Here is a 16,671-nt window from a genome sequence, read left to right as displayed (position 1 = left end):
GTCCACGACGTGGTGGCAAGTGGGAGACACACGAAGAATATGGCAGAAGTATCCTCACGGGCACTGATCAACGCTGGATTCAGCGATACCGAACGCGCCAAGAAGTTCCTTGAAGCAGAAGAACTGGCGAACGTTGATCCGGTTCTCATCGTGAGGATGATGGCGCACGCGCCAGATCCCGACCAGGCCCTTCTGCTGGCGCTCAGGCTCGTGGATCGTCATCCCGAAGCCGCAGAGATTTTCCGGGAGCCGGATACCTGCTTGGCAATGGTGCGCCTGCTTGGCGGCTCCTCGGCCCTGGGCGAGTTCTTGATCCGCTGCCCCGAGGCCTTGGCCGTAGTCAACCAGGCGCCGAGCAAAACCTTTCGGCCAGTCGGTCTCGAATCCCTACGCAGTGCCATGCTCGACTCGGTCGGCGCCACGCGCACCGCCAACGAACACTGGATATCATCGTGCATTGGGGCCGAAGCACGGCAGAAATTACGTGCGAGTTACCGCAAGGCGCTGCTGTCTTTGGCGTACCGAGACCTTGGCGCCGCGGACCCGCAGGAAATTCTTCCCTTCGTCGCCGCCGAACTCGCTGATATGGCTGGTGCGGTGCTCGAAGGTGCACTGGCAATCGCACGCGCCGAAGCCTCCGAGCAGTACACCCCGGAAGATGTAGACAGCGTCAAGCTTTCCATTATCGGCATGGGCAAATGTGGTGCTCGGGAACTGAACTACATTTCAGATGTAGACGTGATCTATGTGCACGGCAGCACCCCGAACCTGGATGAGGACCTCGCATCGGCCATCGCCACCGTACTGTGCGGCAATACGGCCCGTGCAATTATGGTCCCTGGCCCCGAACCGATGCTCTGGGAAGTGGACGCGAACTTGCGTCCGGAAGGCAAGGACGGGGCGCTGACCCGGACTTTGTCGTCACATGAAGCCTATTACAACCGGTGGGCGCACTCCTGGGAGTTCCAAGCGCTGCTCAAGGCGCGAGCCATTGCCGGGGACCCGGAACTTGGACGTTCTTACGAGCGCATGGTCTCCCCGATGATCTGGTCCAGCTCGGAGCGCGAAGGCTTCGTTGAATCCGTGCAGTCCATGCGTCGGCGGGTGAGCGACCACATCGACAAGGAAGAAGTTCCTTGGCAAATCAAGTTGGGGCCTGGCGGACTGCGCGACGTGGAATTCACCGTGCAGCTTCTGCAATTGGTCCATGGACGCGTGGATCCCGAGATCCAGGTGCCGACGACTACGCTGGCGATACGGGCGATGAGCGAGATCGGCTACATCAGCCGCGAAGACGCGAGAAACTTTGACGAGTCTTACCGCTACCTGCGCCTGCTAGAACACCGAATCCAACTTAGCCAGCTGCGCCGTACGCACCTGATGCCACGCGTTGAGGGGGCACAACGGGTGCTGGCCCGGGCAGTGCGCGGAGCCGGCGACCTGCAGGCCACGAACCCCGAAAAGCTTTTGCGCCGGTGGAATGAGACCAAACGACTCGTTCGTTCGCTGCACGAACGCATCTTCTACCGCCCGCTGCTGGTCACCAGTTCGAATCTCTCGGCAGACCAGGTGCGCCTGACCCCGGAATCCGCTCAGGCACGCCTGCGTGCCCTGGGCTATCTGGATCCAAAGGCGGCGATGCGCCATATCGAGGCGCTGACCGGGGGAGTCTCGCGCCGGTCCTCGCTGCAGCGGCAACTGCTGCCGGTGCTCCTGGATTGGTTCGCCCGGGGCGTGGACCCGGACGCCGGCCTGTTGGGGTTCCGCAGACTCAGCGAGGCCTTAGGGAAGTCTCCGTGGTTCTTGGGCATGTTGCGTGATACCAATGCGGCGGCCGAGCGGTTGAGCCACCTGCTGTCAAACACACGGTTCTTGACCGATTTGCTGGCCAATGAGCCGGCGGCCGCCGCATGGCTGGGCTCGAACAGCGCGTTGGCACCGCAGACCTACCAGAGCCTGCAGCAACAGAACGCCTCGATCATCCAGCGCACCAAACAGCCCGAGGCGGCGATCCGGCAAATCCGTTTGGTGCGCCGTCGCGAGTTCTTGCGCGTTGCGCTGGCGGACGGAGCGGGTCTTCTGAACGTCTCGCAAGTCGGCGAGGCCCTGTCGAATATCGACGGAAACATGATCGATGGAATTTTGAAGGTGCTGCTCGCGGCGGACCAGCAAAAGCATGGAGTGCATGCGATCATCACCGTCATCGCCATGGGGCGGCAAGGTGGGGAGGAGATCGGCTACGGTTCAGACGCCGACGTGCTCTTCGTGCAGCGTCCCGTGGACGGCACCAGTGCCCAAGAATCTCAGGAACAGGCCTTGCGCGTGGTGACCGAGTTGACCTCCTGGAGCAATAAGCCGCTTAAACCGGCCATTCCTGCCGAAGTGAAACTTCAGGTCGATTCCGATCTGCGTCCCGAGGGGCGAGCCGGAATGCTGGTTCGTTCGCTTGACGCCTATGCCCAGTACTACGAACGTTGGGTGGAAGTCTGGGAACGCCAAGCTCTGCAACGTGCCCGCCCCTTTGCCGGCGATGCGCAACTTGCCGCGGACTTCATCCAGCTTATCGAACCGGTACGCTACGGCCAGGGCCTCGACGAGGGCCAGATGAAGGACATTCGAAAGATCAAGGCTCGCGTCGAGTCCGAAAGACTGCCGCGCGGTGCCGATCCTAACCGGCATCTGAAACTTGGCCGGGGCTCGCTTTCCGACATCGAATGGCTAGTTCAGTTTTATCAACTGCGCTACGCGTGGAAACATCCATCGCTACGCACTCCGGCCACGCGCAAGGCATTGGATGCCATGGCCGGATTGGAGCTGATCAGCGAGGAGGAAGCCGAGCTCTTGGACTTCACCTGGTCCTTGGCGACACGGATTAGAAGCGCAGAAATTATTACCTCCGGGCGTTCTAGCGACGTGCTGCCACGCTCGGCGAGGGATATGGAGGCAGTGGCACGCTGGTGCGGCTACGAGGCCAATCAAGGTCCCGCGCTGGAAGAGGACTACCTGCGAGCCACCAGGCATTCGCGGGCAATCTTTGAACAGCTCTTCTACGGTTTTGAGGACTAATGGCGGGCTCGGACGCACCCGTTCCCGCGTCGTTGACGTCTCCCGAGAGCCAGATCTGGGAAGCCGGAGATTTTGGCCATCTGCGCTGGGAGAAAACGGTGCGGATTGGTTCGGGGGAGCGTCATTGGCGCTGGGCTTCGGAGCACGTGCTGCGCTGGGGGATCAAAACCCGCAGCGGATTTAGCGTGATTCCTGCGCTTCCTGTTGCCGTGGGACAGCGCCCGGTCATCAGGGTCAATTTGCCGGGGGCGAGGATCCTTGAACCCGTGGAAGTGATCTCCGTGGTTGAAACGACTCAGCGAGTCGGCTTCGCTTATCGGACCTTGGCGGGGCATCCGGTTAGCGGCGAAGAGTGCTTTGTCATCGAACAACGTACGGGCGGAAACTTCCTCACGATCAGGTCATTGACCAGACCTTCCGACGTGCAGCCTTGGCGCGGACTGTTCCCCCTGCTCAGAGCCGCCCAACTGATTGCCCGCTACCGGTACTTCAAGGCGCTCAGAACGCCTGGAAGCTCGCGCGCGGGCGGCAGCAGAACGACCGGCTCTACCAATAGCCGGTGAACCTCCCTAGACTGGCAATTGGGCCACCGTTGGATGCAACATTCGGGAAATGGCGCGGTTCAAGCAGGTAGAAAGCGGTGCAACTATGGACGAACGATTTTTCGACGAGGCGGTCGCTCTGTCGCGTCAGGGTATGCAAGCCAACCAGGGAGGGCCTTTCGGGGCAGTGGTCGTTCTCAACGGTGAGGTGATTGCGACGGGCAATAACATGGTGCTCGAGCTGAATGATCCGACAGCCCATGCCGAGGTGATCGCGGTCCGCAACGCCGGAGCGAAGCTTAAAAGCTTCGACCTGTCGGAATGTGAGCTCTATACCAGTTGCGAGCCATGTCCCATGTGCCTCGGTGCGATTTACTGGTCGCGGTTTAAACATGTGTATTACGCAAACACGCGCCAAGATGCCGCTCGTATCGGATTTGACGACGAACTTATTTACACGGAACTGGACAAACCGATGGGTCAACGACTGATCCCCTTCACCCATGTTCCCTCGGCCGATGCTGCATCGGTCTTCGCCGAATGGGCCGACAAAGAAGACAAGACGAGCTACTAGTCCAGCGGGTAGGGAACCAGAGCGGCATCAACATCGGGCCATGCCAGGTGAATTCTTTCGGTTGGCATCAGCGCCTTGGTCAGCAGCGCATCGGCCACGACGATACCTGCTGGGGAAACTTCGAGAATAGACAGCGGCCCGTGCCTATCCGAAGCGGCATTGCGGAGCATCCAATGGTTCATGAGCTCGCCGATGCCACGCTCGGTCAACAACTCTTCGCCCTGGAAATAGTCGCATGAATCCATCACAGGGTGGCCCAATACCGATCTCGGGCAGACCCGATCGTAGGACGCAACAAGTGGTTCTAGGTATCCTACGGTTTCCCCATCGGCACGTTTGACGGGGAGCCAGTTCGAAGTATCCATAGCACAAGGCTAGACCGGATCAGCCATATCGGCTATTGATCCGTTGTGGCAATGACGAGACGAAAAAAACCTGTCCCGTGGACCAAGAGGTCCGCGGGACAGGTTTTGAATTCTTAGCGGTTCCGTAGAGCCGTTACGGAATTAGCAACCGTAGTAGAGCTCGAACTCGTATGGGTTCGGACGCAGGCTCAGTGGCTTGATTTCGTTTTCACGCTTGTACTCAACCCAGGTGCGGATCAGGTCCTCGGTGAATACCCCACCTTCGAGCAGGAACTCGTAGTCGGCCTCCAACGCCTTCAGAGCCTCTTCTAGGCTTTCTGGAGCGCGCTGGATGTCCTTGGCTTCCTCGGCAGGAAGCTCGTAGAGGTCCTTGTCGATTGGGTCCGAAGGCTCAATGCGGTTCTTGATGCCGTCCAGGCCGGCCATCAGCTGAGCCGCGAATGCGAGGTAAGGGTTCGAGGAAGCATCCGGTGCACGGAACTCGATGCGCTTGGCCTTAGGGTTCGATCCGGTGATTGGAATACGGATACCTGCGGAGCGGTTGCCCTGCGAGTAAACCATGTTGACCGGTGCTTCGTAGCCCTTGACCAGACGGCGATAGGAGTTCACCGTCGGGTTGGTGAATGCCAACACGGCAGAAGCGTGCTTCAGCAGGCCGCCGATGTACCAACGAGCGGTATCGGACAGGCCGGCGTAGCCCTTTTCGTCGTAGAACAGCGGATCGCCGTTGGCCCACAGCGACTGGTGCACGTGCATGCCCGAGCCGTTATCGCCGAAGACCGGCTTTGGCATGAAGGTGGCGGACTTGCCCCAAGCATCGGCAACGTTCTTCACGACGTACTTGAAGAGCATCAGCTCGTCGGCCGCGTGGACCATGGTGTTGAACTTATAGTTGATCTCAGCCTGACCGGCTGCGCCAACCTCGTGGTGGCTGCGTTCAACTTCGAGGCCAACGTTGTCCAGCTCGACGCAGATCGCATCGCGCAGGTCGGCCTGCTTATCGGTTGGCGACACTGGGAAGTAGCCACCCTTGTAAGGGGTCTTGTACCCCTGGTTGCCGCCCTCTTCCTTGCGGCCGGTGTTCCAAGGCGCCTCGTCCGAGTCGACCTTGTAGAAGGCACCCTGTGGGGTGGATTCGTAGCGGACGTCTTCGAAGATGAAGAATTCGGCCTCTGGTGCGAAGAATGCGGTGTCGGCGATGCCGGTCGATTCCAGGTAAGCCTCGGCGCGCTCGGCTACGCCACGCGGATCGCGGTGGTAAGGCTCACCGGTGCGTGGGTTGATGATCGAGAAGTTGAAGGCCAAGGTCTTTTCGATACGGAACGGATCGACGAAGCCGGTGGTGACGTCGGGGATCAGTTGCATGTCGGAATCAGAGATGCCAGCGAAACCACGAATGGATGAACCATCGAAGAGCTGGCCGTTGACGAAGAAGTCTGCATCCACGGACTTCGCCGGAACGTTGAAGTGCTGCTGGACGCCTGGTAGATCGGTGAAGCGGATATCAACGAATTTGATGTCCTCTTCGGCAATATATGCCAAGACTTCTTCTGGGCTGGTAAACATGTGCAGGTGACTCCCTGTTGAGTTATTGGTTTGGTAAACGGAACGATCATACGAATTGATCTGATCAGTTCTCTTGCTTACCAAGTAATCCTACCTAGAAACCGTTTCTGAATGGTGTCTCGATTGTTTCGGCTACGTTACAAAGCGCAAGTACGGGCGCGTCGTACCGGGTCAGTAGTGGCTTTGTGATGCGTAACAAACTGATGAGATTCACACAGATCGCCCAGATACACTAGTTATGTGGAACGCAAAGACTTTAGCTCGTGGCTCGAAGGCCCCCCGCAATTAAACTCGCAAGAATGGCCGGGCCAGCGCTTAGGACGCCCGGAAAAAGGGCCTGGGTCGATCGGCCGGTTGCCGCGTCGGCTCGGCGCGTTATGCGCGGACTGGGGACTATCCATGTTGCTGAGCTGGTGGCTGTTCAACTTGAACGACCTCGCCACGCTCGCATTGTTCTGTGCCGGCCAGATGATTGCCGTTGGCTTCACCGGCCACAGCATTGGGCATCGGACCTTTGGGCTGCAAGTCCAATCCATGGATGGCACGGCGATCAAGCCGCTCACCGGGGTCATTCGATCGGTGCTGTTGTGCTTGGTGATTCCGGTTCTGTTCTCGGACGCGGATCAGCGCGGCTTCCACGACCGGGCAGGAAAAAGCGTACTGGTGAATATCCGCTAGTCCGCGTTCAAGAATCCAGGCATAAAAAAACCGCACTAGCGAACTAGTGCGGTTTTCTTTGTGCCTGATTAGCGAGCTCGGCGGTTAGGGCGTGCTCGGTTTGGGTCGATGCCCTTGGGAATCGGCAGGCGGTTGGCGGTGAGCGTGGTTAGTCGCTTGTCTACCGCGCTGATCTCCAGCTTGGTGATTGCCTTCGGAAGCTTCTTCATCTTCTTGCTGACTTCTACCAGATCGGTCTGGTCTTCGTCCTGGCCGGCGTTGATCACGTGGATCGGAACATTCGGCAGAACGCGAGCAATACGCTTGCGTTCGGACGCCACCAGATCACGCACGCGGCTGCTTGGGCCTTCGGTGACCAGGACAACGCCGGGACGGCCAACCGCCAGGAACACCAGATCCTGGTGGCGGTTGAACGCGACTGGCTCATCCTTTAAGATCCAGCCGCGACGCAGTACGCTCATCGCCGCGCTAGCGGCACCCGGACGGCCTTCAAGCTGCGCGAACGCGGCCTTCTCGGCTCGACGGGACATGATGAACAGGGCGGCGAGCAAGCCAAGCGGGATCGCGATAATCAGCAACGTGATCCAGTTGTTGATCAAGATACCAATGACCAGTCCAACGGCAATGACGCCAAGGAAGGCCAGGACCATCCACCAAACGACCATCGGATCGTTGCGGCGGGTCATCTGGAAGACCTGCACCATTTGCTTTAGGCGCCCGGGCTCTTTATTTTGTTTTTCAGCTTTTGGTTTACGCGAAAACAGACCACGCTTCTGTTGCGCGGCCGCATCGTTATCGGAGTTTTTGGCCATAGTGCTTCAATTCTACGCGATCCGGCTGGCTTATTTTTCTTCGGAGGAATTCCGGGCGAATCCGGAGGGTTCGCGCGGTGCGCTGCACAACATGAATTCGGACCCAACAGCCGGGTTTTACGGCTATTGGATCCGAACGCTTGAACATGTCGTTGGGCTCAGCGGTTAAGCAGCGAAGCAGCTTCCTGACGGGTGGTACCCGAGGATTCGATGTGGGAAAGGGATTCTGGGATCTCGCGACCCTTCTTGCGCATGGCGCCAGCCCAGAGTCGTCCCGCGCGGTATGAGGAACGAACCAATGGCCCGGACATGACGCCGGCAAAACCGAGTTCCTCGGCTTCTTGCTGCAGCTCCAAGAATTCCTGTGGCTTGACCCAGCGATCGACCGGAAGGTGACGTTCGGTTGGGCGTAGGTACTGGGTGATCGTCAGCAGATCGCAGCCTGCCTCATGCAGGTCGCGCATTGCTTCGGAAATCTCCTCACGCGTTTCGCCCATGCCCAGAATCAGGTTCGACTTGGTGATCAAACCGCGGTTCCGACCGTGGGTGATGACATCCATGGAGCGTTCGTAGCGGAAAGCCGGACGGATGCGCTTAAAAATACGCGGGACGGTTTCCACATTGTGTGCGTAGACTTCAGGCTTCGAATCGCAAATGGCGTCGAGGTTATCCGGTTTTCCGGAGAAATCGGGGATGAGCAGCTCGACTCCGGTGGTCGGGTTCATCTTGTGGATCTGGCGTACCGTCTCGGCGTACAGCCAGACGCCTTCATCTTCGAGATCATCGCGGGCCACGCCGGTGACGGTTGCGTAACGCAGATCCATCTTCTTCACACTCATGGCCACCTTGAATGGCTCTGAACGATCTAGTGCAGCAGGCTTTCCGGTGTCAATCTGGCAGAAGTCGCAACGACGGGTGCATTCGGAACCGCCGATAAGGAACGATGCCTCGCGGTCTTCCCAGCACTCGAAAATATTGGGGCAGCCAGCTTCTTCACATACTGTGTGGAGGCCTTCGGACTGCACCAAATTTTTCAGGCCCACATATTCGGGACCGATCTTGAGTTCGGCGCGGATCCACTCGGGCTTACGCTCAACTGGCGTCTGGGCGTTGCGCTTTTCGACGCGCAGCAGTCGACGGCCTTCAGGTTCAATGCTCATTAGAGGGTCCTTCTACGTTAGTAATATTTTGCTTAGACGACTTGTGGCGAGAGGAGACGTTCAAGTTCCTCTTGCACCCGCTCAACGACATCGTTGGGGGAGACCGTCTGGCCTAGTTCTTCGGAGATCGTGGTTACGCCGGCATCGGTAATTCCGCAGGGAATGATCTGGCCGTAAGCGGTCAGGTCGTTTGAGCAATTGAGCGCAAAACCGTGCATGGTGACTCCACGGGTGATGCGGATGCCAATGGCGGCTATCTTTCGGTCTTCTTCGCCGTCCTTGCCTGGGACCCAAACGCCTGAACGCCCCTTGACCTGAACGGTGGGGATGCCCATTTCATCTATAACGTTAATCAACGCTTCTTCGAGGGTCTCCACGTACAAACGTATCGCACTGATTTTCTTCAGCTTCACGATCGGGTAGCCGATGAGCTGTCCGGGGCCATGCCAGGTCAGTTTCCCGCCACGGTCAACGTCAACAACGGGGGTGCCATCTAGGGGTAAGTCTTCAGGTTCGGTCCTTTTGCCGGCGGTATAGACCGCCTCATGTTCAAGAAACAGGACTCGCGGGGTCTGTTCATCGGCCGCTACAGCATCGTGCAATTTTTGCTGGTAATCCCATGCTTGCATATATGGAATTAGCTCCGTGCCGAGTCCGACTCGTTCGAATTCGATCGCCATAGTGGTTACCATACGCCTTTTGCAACAGGCCCCGCTAATTGGCTGAGAAGCGCTGAGCTGTGGATAGCCGGGGCGAGAATCTGTACTTTGCGTTAGAACTGGAACATGAATGATTCAAACAATCTGTTGGCCTGGCCAACTTGCCCCGGATATGTGACGGTTCGTCCGTTAAAGGCCAAGTCACCGTGCAAAGTTTGGTTAATGCGTCGTGACTCGGATCAGAGTTACATGGTGTTGAAACTTTCTTCGAACGCCGAAAGTATCTGTTCGCTGCGTCAGAAGCAGGTCGAATCCGCAAGGAAATATGTCATAGATTTTTACGGCACCCTTTCGACACAGTTGGGCGAGGGGATTCTGATGGAGTACTGTCCCGGCGGAAGCTTGGCTCAACTTCTCGAAGAACGAGCACCATTTTCTCTCGGAGAGTGCGTCACGGCCTTGGCACCGGTAGCCCAAACCCTGGCAGCCTTGCACTCCACTGGGCAAGTCCACGGCGACGTCTCGGCTGGCAATGTGTTGTTGACAGCCGATGGAATGCCGAAATTAGGCGATTTCCAAGAAAGTCGAACCGGTATCGATCAGACACCCGGGTCGGGTACTCCCGGGTTTATGGCGCCTGAGGTTTCCGCTCGCGAACCTGAGGGACGCCTCGGCGAGCAGGACGTTTACTCCTTAGGTGCGTGCCTCTGGTTCCTGCTTGAAGGAACCGCTCCTCCAGAACCGAATATGCGTCCACCTGTCACGGTCATCTTCCCGTCGGTGCCCACGCTGGTCCATGAGCTCCTGCTTGATTCTCTGCACCAAGATCCGGTGCAGAGGCCGACAGCGGAGCAATTCGCCAGGACGCTCTTCGCTGCGGCGCAGGCTGAAGCCATCACTTGGGAACAGTGCACGCCGGTGGAGTCGACTCATCTCATGGCCACAGTTCACCCTAGCGAGGTGCGCGGTAGGCGTCGGCGCAGGCGGTCAAGAAGACCCCAGGCTGAGAAGGGTCAAAAAGACTATGCCGCACCCGAATGGCGTATGCATGAATTACGCCGAACCCCAGGGCGCGCCAAGGTCTATCTGGCTGTCGCTGGAGGGGTAGCGCTCGTGGGCGTGAGCTTCCTCGGTGTAAATCTCGTGGGGGAGCGCGGGCAATCGGAGTCGGGGACTCTGTCGCAAACACAGGAGCGTCGTGAACCATGCCGGATCCTGGACGGCGCCGTGGTTCCTGCCTGCGCGTTCTCCGCTGAGACGGTGATAGCCAGTTTCATCAAGCTTTCACGCGAACGGGATGCGGCCTTAGAGACCGAGGACCTCAAAGCATTGTCAGCGATTTATCCGCCCGCCTCCGAGCAATTCCAAAGGGACCAGCAAACGCTTGAACGCTTGGACTCACTGAAGCTGGGAATCAATGGATTAGCTACCCGCTTGGAAGATATCTCGGTGACTGCCCGTGCGCAACCAGACACCGTGATACTACGTGCGACATCCACTCAGGAAGCCTACGACTATGTGGATTCAGCGAACCGTGTGGTCCATCAGGTGGCCCGTGGCATGCGGGAACGTATCGAAGTGGAACTGAAGCTGATTGAGGGGAACTGGAAAATTGGAAAGCTGCTCAGCCGCGAGGCATGACAAAGGCGAGGCAGCCCGAATTGCCTTCGGGGTGCCTCGCCTTTGCCTGGAGCTACAAGACTGCCTCGTAGCTTAGACCCAGAGAGTCGCGATCGCGATATTGATCAATGCCAGGCCGCCGGTTGCGTGCGCAATCCCGGTCGAAACCTCTTCGCCGGCCTTGACCTTCTTGCGACCGATGAATGCCGCTACGAGAATGGCGATGGCGATGACAACCTTGACGCCAATCTTCATGTGATTCACGTCGCCATCACCTGCTTCGGCCATGCCAACGAGAGCCAAACCGGTAATTAGCTGAGCAATCGCGCCATACCACTGCCAAACATTCACGGTAGGGGTCTTGAAGTTTGCCAGCCAGCCACCGAAGATCGCTGCCGCACCGAGAATATGCAAGAAAACAAGGATAAGAGTTAGGAAGTCCATAACTCCAGCCTAATTGATTTTCGACGAATTGTAGAAACGACGATCGCCCCTCCCGAATGAACGGAAGGGGCGATCGTTTACCTAGCTTGCGAAAGTCGATCGACGACTTTACAGACCCAGGTCGCCTTCGAAAGCGCCACCCTCAAGGCGGGCCTTGAGCGTCTGCAGGAATCGACCTGCATCGGCGCCGTCAACCAGACGGTGATCGTAGGTCAGGCAGAGGTACATCATGTGACGGATGGCGATCGAATCGTTACCATCGGCATCGGTGATGACCATTGGGCGCTTCACGATCGCACCGGTACCCAGGATTGCTACCTGCGGCTGGTTGATGATCGGGGTATCGAACAGTGCTCCGACCGAGCCGATGTTGGTGATCGAGAAAGTGCCACCGGAAAGCTCATCCGGACCAATCTTGTTGGTGCGGGTGCGCTCTGCGACGTCAGCAATCCGCGAAGCCATGCCAGCCAGATTCAGATCGCCAGCGTTCGACACAACAGGAACCAGCAGGCCCTTGTCGGTGTCTACCGCAAACGCCAGATGCTCGGCATTGTGGTAGGTGATCTGCTGAGTCTCTTCGTTGTACTCGGCGTTCAGCTTCGGGTGAGCCTTCAAGGCTTCGGCAACTGCCTTGGCGATGAATGGCAGGTAGGTCAGGTTGACGCCATTGACTGCCTTGAAATTGTTCTTGGCAGAAGCGCGCAGCTTGACCACGCGGGTCATGTCAATCTCGTGAACCTGAGTCAGCTGGGTGGAGACCTCAAGGGACTCACGCATACGACGGGCGATTACCTGACGGATACGTGGAGCCTTCTCGGAGGTACCGCGCAACGAGGATGCCTCGACAACCGGGGCGGCCGGCTTAGCGGCCGCAGGAGCGGCAGGGGCAGCAGCCGGGGCGGCGGCTTCCTTGGCAGCTACTGCGTCAAGGACGTCTTGCTTGCGAATACGTCCACCAACGCCGGTGCCCTTGACGGAAGCGATGTCGATTTCGTGCTGGTTGGCCAAACGACGCACCAGTGGGGTGACGTAGCCAGCGTCGCTGTTGTTTTCGGCGGCAGCAGGAGCAGGAGCAGGAGCAGCGGCTGGTGCTTCTTCCTTCGCAGCTGGTGCTGGAGCGGCTGGAGCTTCTTCCTTCGCAGCTGGTGCTGGAGCGGCTGGAGCTTCTTCCTTCGCAGCTGGTGCTGGAGCGGCAGGTGCTTCTTCCTTGGCGGCCGGAGCAGCGCCCGCAGCACCGATCACTGCGAGAACGGCACCAACTTCGGCGGTGTCGTCTTCGGCAACACGGATTTCCAGCAGGGTGCCGGCAACTGGCGAAGGAACTTCGGTGTCTACCTTGTCGGTGGAGACCTCGAGCAGTGGCTCGTCTACAGCGACCTCTTCGCCAACTTCCTTCAACCAGCGGGTAACGGTACCTTCGGTGACCGATTCGCCCAGAGCTGGGAGGGTGACCTCGGTGCCCGAAGCGGAGTCTGCTGCAGCAGGTGCTGCTGCAGGGGCTTCGTCGGCTGCTGGAGCAGCAGGAGCTTCCTCCTTGGCCGCAGGCGCCTCTTCGGCGGCCGGAGCCTCTTCAGCTGCAGGAGCCTCCGGCGCCGCGGCGTCGGAACCTGAGCCATCACCGATACGAACCAGAGGAGCGCCTACTTCGGCTTCCTCATCTTCGGCGACGAAAATTTCTTCGATAACACCAGCGACAGGTGATGGAACCTCGGTATCGACCTTGTCGGTGGAAACTTCCACCAACGGCTCATCAACCTCAACGCGGTCGCCGACCTGTTTCAGCCAACGGGTTACCGTACCCTCGGTAACGCTTTCACCCAGTGCGGGCAGGTTTACGGTCTCAGACATCTTCCCGTATCTCCTCTTAAATAAAGCTTGAAGTGTGGTTTGGGTGCGCAATTTAAACGGTTGAACACCCAAAACCGATGAATGGAGGCGTTGCCTCCGAGCTTAGTGCACCGGGTAGGGTGTGTGTGAACGCACTACCCGGTGACCAACAGCGTAATTAGCCGTGAAGTGGCTTGCCGGCCAAAGCCATTGCGGCTTCGCCCAGCGACTCGTTCTGCGTTGGGTGTGCATGGATGAGCTGTGCAACATCCTCCGGGTAGGCTTCCCAGTTCACGATCAGCTGTGCTTCACCGATCTGCTCGCCGATACGGCCGCCGATGCCGTGAACGCCCACGATTGGGCCGTTCTTGACGCGGACCATCTTGATCAGGCCGGAAGTGCCCAAGATCGAGGACTTGCCGTTGCCAGCCAAGTTGTACTCGGTGGTTTCGATCTGGTCCTCGCCGAACTTCTCCTTTGCGGCAGGCTCGGAATAGCCGACCGAGGCGATTTCTGGCTCGCAGAAAGTTACCTTTGGAATGTTGATGTCTTCGACGATGGTTGGGTTCTGGCCAGCGATTTCTTCGGCGACAAAGATGCCGTGCTGGTAACCGCGGTGTGCCAACTGAACGCCAGGGACCATATCGCCGATGGCGTAGATGTTGCCCACGCCGGTGTGCAGGCGCTCATTAGGGATCACGAAACCGCGATCGAGGGTGATGCCCTGCTCTTCGAAGCCCATGTTCTCGGTGACCGGGCCACGGCCGACGGCCACGAGGACAATCTCGGCTTCGAGGGTCTTGCCGTCGGCTAGGGAGACCTTGACGCCGTCGGCATCCTGCTCGACCTTCTCGAAGAAGACACCGGTGTTGAACTTGATGCCGCGCTTCTTGAAGGAGCGCTCGAGGTTCTTGATGATTGCTGGGTCTTCGTTTGGAACCAGTGAAGGTAGGCCCTCAACAATGGTCACGTCGACGCCGAAGGACTTCCAGACGGAGGCGAACTCAACACCGATAACACCGCCACCAAGCACAATGGCGCTCTTTGGCATGTCAACCATGTTCAGCGCTTCGGTGCTGGTCAGCACGCGTCCACCGATTTCCAGACCGAAGGTCTTGGAGGTCGAACCGGTCGCGAGAACGATGTTCTTGCCCTTGTACGGAACGCCATCAACCTCGATAGTGTCCTTGGAGACCAGTCGTCCGCTACCTTCGATAACGTTGACTTTCTTCATCTTCAGTAGACCCTGAAGACCCTTGTGCTTGCCGGCGACGATGCCGTCCTTGTACTTGCGTACTCCGCCCAGGTCAATTGACTCGAGGGAGGAGTTGATGCCGTACTTGGCACCTTCGCGAGCGTTTTCGGCGAGCTCTGCTGCGTGCAGGTACGCCTTGGTTGGGATACAGCCGGTGTGCAAGCAGGTGCCGCCGACCTTTTCCTTCTCGATCAATCCAACGGTGAAGCCCAACTGGATGGCGCGTAAAGCGACCGAGTATCCAGCGGAACCACCGCCGAGGATGAGGACATCAAATTCTTGCGTTGCTGCCGAATCGGCCACGTGAACGCTCCCTCGTAATAGCTAAGTGAGGTCGGCCATGGCCGACCTGGAGATCGGGTGGTGAACTGGACTAACTCTCGCACGGGGCGCGAGCCAATTAATTCACCGGTGATGTTTCAAAACTTACCTTAGTACCGCCAAAGCACCAGAGTCATCTTGAGCTGGCTAAAAGTCGGCCATATCTCGTATTTTGGCACACATCCCGGCGCATTGGGCTATGACATCGCACGCACCGGGATGTGTCGAAAAAGGCATTTCTAGCGGGTGCCAGACATCTTCTCGGCGTAGGCGACCAAGGTGCGGACCTGCGAGCCGGTGCCGTTCTTAGGGGTGTAGCCCCATGGCGAACCCTCGTTGAAGGCCGGACCAGCAAAGTCGATGTGCGCCCAAGGAATCTTCTGACCGTCGGTTTCGCCCACAAATTCTTCCAGGAAGACCGCAGCGGTCATCATCCCGCCCATGCGCTCTCCAATGTTGGCCAGATCGGCGACCTGGGAATCGATGCTTGGACGGAGCTCTTCCGGAAGCGGCATACCCCAGGCGAGCTCGCCCACTGCATCCGAGGCTGCGACCAAATCGTTACGTACCTGCTCGTTGCCCATGACACCGGCGGTGCGCAGGCCCAATGCGAGCATCTGTGCACCGGTCAACGTGGCAATGTCGATCACTACATCCGGATTCTCCTGGCTGGCCGCTACCAAACCGTCGGCCATGACCAGGCGCCCTTCGGCGTCGGTGTTGAGCACTTCGACAGTCTTCCCGCCGAGCATGGTCAGTACGTCTCCGGGACGCGTCGAAGCACCGCCTGGCATGTTCTCAGCCAGGCACAGCCACGCGGTGACCTTCACGTCGAGGCCAAGCTCCGATACCGCGGCGATGGTGTGGAAAACTGCCGCGGCGCCGGACATATCGGACTTCATCGCGTGCATGCCCGCGGCTGGTTTGATCGAGATGCCACCGGTGTCAAAGGTAATGCCCTTGCCCACCAGTGCCAGGTGCTTGGCGGCCTTGGCCGGGGAATACTCGACCTTGACCATGCGCGGCTGGCGGGCCGAGCCGCCACCAACGCCCATCAGTCCGCCGAAGCCTTCCTTGGTCAGGCGCTTCTCATCAAAGATGGTGACCTTCAACGGCAGTGACTTGGAGTAGTCCTTCACCGCGGTGGCGAAGGTTTCCGGGTACAAGATATTGGCCGGGGTGTTGATCAGATCTCGGGTGCCACGCACGGCGCGGCCGATAACCGCGGCGCGCTTGAGCAGGGCTGGCAGATCCTTGGAGGTTGCGACCGCGGTGGCGATGAATGCCTCGCCAAGGACTGGCTTGTCGTTCTTCTTCGAACGGAAGTTCTCGAAGCGGTATGCGCCCAGGGCTACGCCTTCGGCCACTGCTGAAACTTGCTCGAGCGTGTCGGCAGGCAAGGCGAAGATCGCGGTCTTGGCGTGGGAAAGCTGGCGTGCTGCCGATCCGGCGGCGCGACGCAACTTCTCGTCGTTGAGCTCGGAGAGATCCTTCACTCCCAAGCCGATGCACATGATCGTCTTGACCTTGATGCCGTCAATTGCTGGAAGCACGGTTGCTTCGTCGGCAGAACCGGCAACGTTCAGCGCGGCCAGCGACTGTTCCAGAGCGGTGGTGGTTTCTGCCGCGAGGGGTGAAGCGGCGATGGATACCTTGTCGCCGTTTTTCAGCACGCCCAAAATGAGGGCGTCGGCGTTTTTACGTTTGATGTCTGCACCAATGGCGGTCAACGTGAGATCACTGGAGTTGATCACAAAATCATTCCTTCTATGCCTTTGTAGG

Annotated in this window: 14 protein-coding genes; 5 read left to right on the top strand and 9 right to left on the bottom strand. The window is 58.6% G+C overall.

What is annotated here, in order from left to right; all coding sequences use genetic code 11:
* Nucleotides 1–39 precede the first annotated feature (39 nt).
* Genes CQ017_RS02970 through CQ017_RS02960 form a run of 3 tightly spaced genes read left to right on the top strand, consistent with a single transcriptional unit; the run spans nucleotide 40 to nucleotide 4,182 of the window.
* Nucleotides 40–3,066 (top strand): bifunctional [glutamine synthetase] adenylyltransferase/[glutamine synthetase]-adenylyl-L-tyrosine phosphorylase, encoded by a 3,027-nt coding sequence (locus CQ017_RS02970; protein ID WP_105552417.1) that lies wholly within the window; start codon nucleotides 40–42, stop codon nucleotides 3,064–3,066.
* Entirely contained in the window at nucleotides 3,066–3,629 is a 564-nt protein-coding gene (locus tag CQ017_RS02965) for a DUF1990 family protein (RefSeq protein WP_105552416.1), read from the top strand. The genes CQ017_RS02970 and CQ017_RS02965 overlap by 1 nt, the downstream gene beginning before the upstream one ends.
* A 49-nt stretch (nucleotides 3,630–3,678) precedes the next feature.
* Complete coding sequence (locus tag CQ017_RS02960; RefSeq protein ID WP_258133468.1) at nucleotides 3,679–4,182, top strand: nucleoside deaminase; 504 nt, start codon at nucleotides 3,679–3,681, stop codon at nucleotides 4,180–4,182.
* Here CQ017_RS02960 and CQ017_RS02955 read toward each other — a convergent pair.
* Both CQ017_RS02955 and glnA read right to left on the bottom strand, forming a co-directional pair.
* On the bottom strand, nucleotides 4,179–4,547 hold the full coding sequence (locus tag CQ017_RS02955; protein ID WP_146112412.1) for a hypothetical protein: 369 nt from the start codon (nucleotides 4,545–4,547) through the stop codon (nucleotides 4,179–4,181). The two genes, CQ017_RS02960 and CQ017_RS02955, sit on opposite strands and share 4 nt — an antisense overlap.
* Nucleotides 4,548–4,688: 141 nt before the next feature.
* Nucleotides 4,689–6,113 carry a type I glutamate--ammonia ligase gene (gene glnA, locus CQ017_RS02950; RefSeq protein WP_105552414.1) on the bottom strand — a complete coding sequence of 475 codons (1,425 nt, stop codon included), beginning with the start codon at nucleotides 6,111–6,113 and terminating at the stop codon, nucleotides 4,689–4,691.
* Between the two features lie 399 nt (nucleotides 6,114–6,512).
* On the opposite strand from glnA, the gene CQ017_RS18300 reads away from it, so the two are divergent.
* Nucleotides 6,513–6,791, top strand: coding sequence for an RDD family protein (locus CQ017_RS18300; protein WP_258133467.1), 279 nt, complete (start codon nucleotides 6,513–6,515; stop codon nucleotides 6,789–6,791).
* A 68-nt stretch (nucleotides 6,792–6,859) separates the two neighbouring features.
* Here the strand turns inward: CQ017_RS18300 and CQ017_RS02940 are convergent, their stop codons facing one another.
* The 3 genes from CQ017_RS02940 to lipB form a co-directional block, all read right to left on the bottom strand.
* Nucleotides 6,860–7,603, bottom strand: a complete 744-nt coding sequence (locus CQ017_RS02940; protein ID WP_105552412.1) for a DUF4191 domain-containing protein — start codon at nucleotides 7,601–7,603, stop codon at nucleotides 6,860–6,862.
* Nucleotides 7,604–7,761: 158 nt separating this feature from the next.
* On the bottom strand, nucleotides 7,762–8,763 hold the full coding sequence (gene lipA, locus CQ017_RS02935; protein ID WP_105552411.1) for a lipoyl synthase: 1,002 nt from the start codon (nucleotides 8,761–8,763) through the stop codon (nucleotides 7,762–7,764).
* 32 nt (nucleotides 8,764–8,795) lie between these two features.
* Nucleotides 8,796–9,443, bottom strand: a complete 648-nt coding sequence (lipB, locus tag CQ017_RS02930) for a lipoyl(octanoyl) transferase LipB (RefSeq protein ID WP_105552410.1) — start codon at nucleotides 9,441–9,443, stop codon at nucleotides 8,796–8,798.
* A 105-nt stretch (nucleotides 9,444–9,548) separates the two neighbouring features.
* Between lipB and CQ017_RS02925 the strand changes: the two genes are divergently transcribed.
* Entirely contained in the window at nucleotides 9,549–11,063 is a 1,515-nt protein-coding gene (locus tag CQ017_RS02925) for a serine/threonine-protein kinase (protein WP_105552409.1), read from the top strand.
* 72 nt (nucleotides 11,064–11,135) lie between these two features.
* On the opposite strand, the gene CQ017_RS02920 is transcribed toward CQ017_RS02925, so the two are convergent.
* From CQ017_RS02920 to CQ017_RS02905, 4 genes are all read right to left on the bottom strand, one after another.
* Nucleotides 11,136–11,486 (bottom strand): hypothetical protein, encoded by a 351-nt coding sequence (locus CQ017_RS02920; RefSeq protein ID WP_096286439.1) that lies wholly within the window; start codon nucleotides 11,484–11,486, stop codon nucleotides 11,136–11,138.
* 108 nt (nucleotides 11,487–11,594) lie between these two features.
* Nucleotides 11,595–13,334 carry a 2-oxoglutarate dehydrogenase, E2 component, dihydrolipoamide succinyltransferase gene (gene sucB, locus CQ017_RS02915; RefSeq protein ID WP_105552408.1) on the bottom strand — a complete coding sequence of 580 codons (1,740 nt, stop codon included), beginning with the start codon at nucleotides 13,332–13,334 and terminating at the stop codon, nucleotides 11,595–11,597.
* A 157-nt stretch (nucleotides 13,335–13,491) separates the two neighbouring features.
* The gene (gene lpdA, locus CQ017_RS02910; protein WP_096286435.1) at nucleotides 13,492–14,871 is read right to left on the bottom strand and encodes a dihydrolipoyl dehydrogenase; all 1,380 of its coding nucleotides are present in this window, start codon (nucleotides 14,869–14,871) and stop codon (nucleotides 13,492–13,494) included.
* A gap of 257 nt (nucleotides 14,872–15,128) precedes the next feature.
* A complete protein-coding gene (locus tag CQ017_RS02905) occupies nucleotides 15,129–16,643 on the bottom strand; it encodes a leucyl aminopeptidase (RefSeq protein WP_105552407.1) in 1,515 nt (504 codons plus the stop codon).
* Nucleotides 16,644–16,671 lie beyond the last annotated feature (28 nt).

The organism is Arthrobacter sp. MYb224, from assembly GCF_002975455.1.
Classification (GTDB): Bacteria; Actinomycetota; Actinomycetes; order Actinomycetales; family Micrococcaceae; genus Glutamicibacter.
Note: the sequence above shows the minus strand (reverse complement) of the source record. Positions and strands in the feature narration are given on the sequence as shown.

What these genes read in the sequence shown, in the direction of transcription:
- sucB (WP_105552408.1), bottom strand. Translation starts at nt 13,334, where the DNA reads ATGTCTGAGACCGTAAACCTGCCCGCACTGGGTGAAAGCGTTACCGAG.
- CQ017_RS02960 (WP_258133468.1), top strand. Translation starts at nt 3,679, where the DNA reads ATGGCGCGGTTCAAGCAGGTAGAAAGCGGTGCAACTATGGACGAACGA.
- lipB (WP_105552410.1), bottom strand. Translation starts at nt 9,443, where the DNA reads ATGGCGATCGAATTCGAACGAGTCGGACTCGGCACGGAGCTAATTCCA.
- CQ017_RS02955 (WP_146112412.1), bottom strand. Translation starts at nt 4,547, where the DNA reads ATGGATACTTCGAACTGGCTCCCCGTCAAACGTGCCGATGGGGAAACC.
- CQ017_RS02925 (WP_105552409.1), top strand. Translation starts at nt 9,549, where the DNA reads ATGAATGATTCAAACAATCTGTTGGCCTGGCCAACTTGCCCCGGATAT.
- CQ017_RS02965 (WP_105552416.1), top strand. Translation starts at nt 3,066, where the DNA reads ATGGCGGGCTCGGACGCACCCGTTCCCGCGTCGTTGACGTCTCCCGAG.
- CQ017_RS18300 (WP_258133467.1), top strand. Translation starts at nt 6,513, where the DNA reads ATGTTGCTGAGCTGGTGGCTGTTCAACTTGAACGACCTCGCCACGCTC.
- CQ017_RS02970 (WP_105552417.1), top strand. Translation starts at nt 40, where the DNA reads ATGGCAGAAGTATCCTCACGGGCACTGATCAACGCTGGATTCAGCGAT.
- CQ017_RS02920 (WP_096286439.1), bottom strand. Translation starts at nt 11,486, where the DNA reads ATGGACTTCCTAACTCTTATCCTTGTTTTCTTGCATATTCTCGGTGCG.
- CQ017_RS02940 (WP_105552412.1), bottom strand. Translation starts at nt 7,603, where the DNA reads ATGGCCAAAAACTCCGATAACGATGCGGCCGCGCAACAGAAGCGTGGT.
- lipA (WP_105552411.1), bottom strand. Translation starts at nt 8,763, where the DNA reads ATGAGCATTGAACCTGAAGGCCGTCGACTGCTGCGCGTCGAAAAGCGC.
- glnA (WP_105552414.1), bottom strand. Translation starts at nt 6,113, where the DNA reads ATGTTTACCAGCCCAGAAGAAGTCTTGGCATATATTGCCGAAGAGGAC.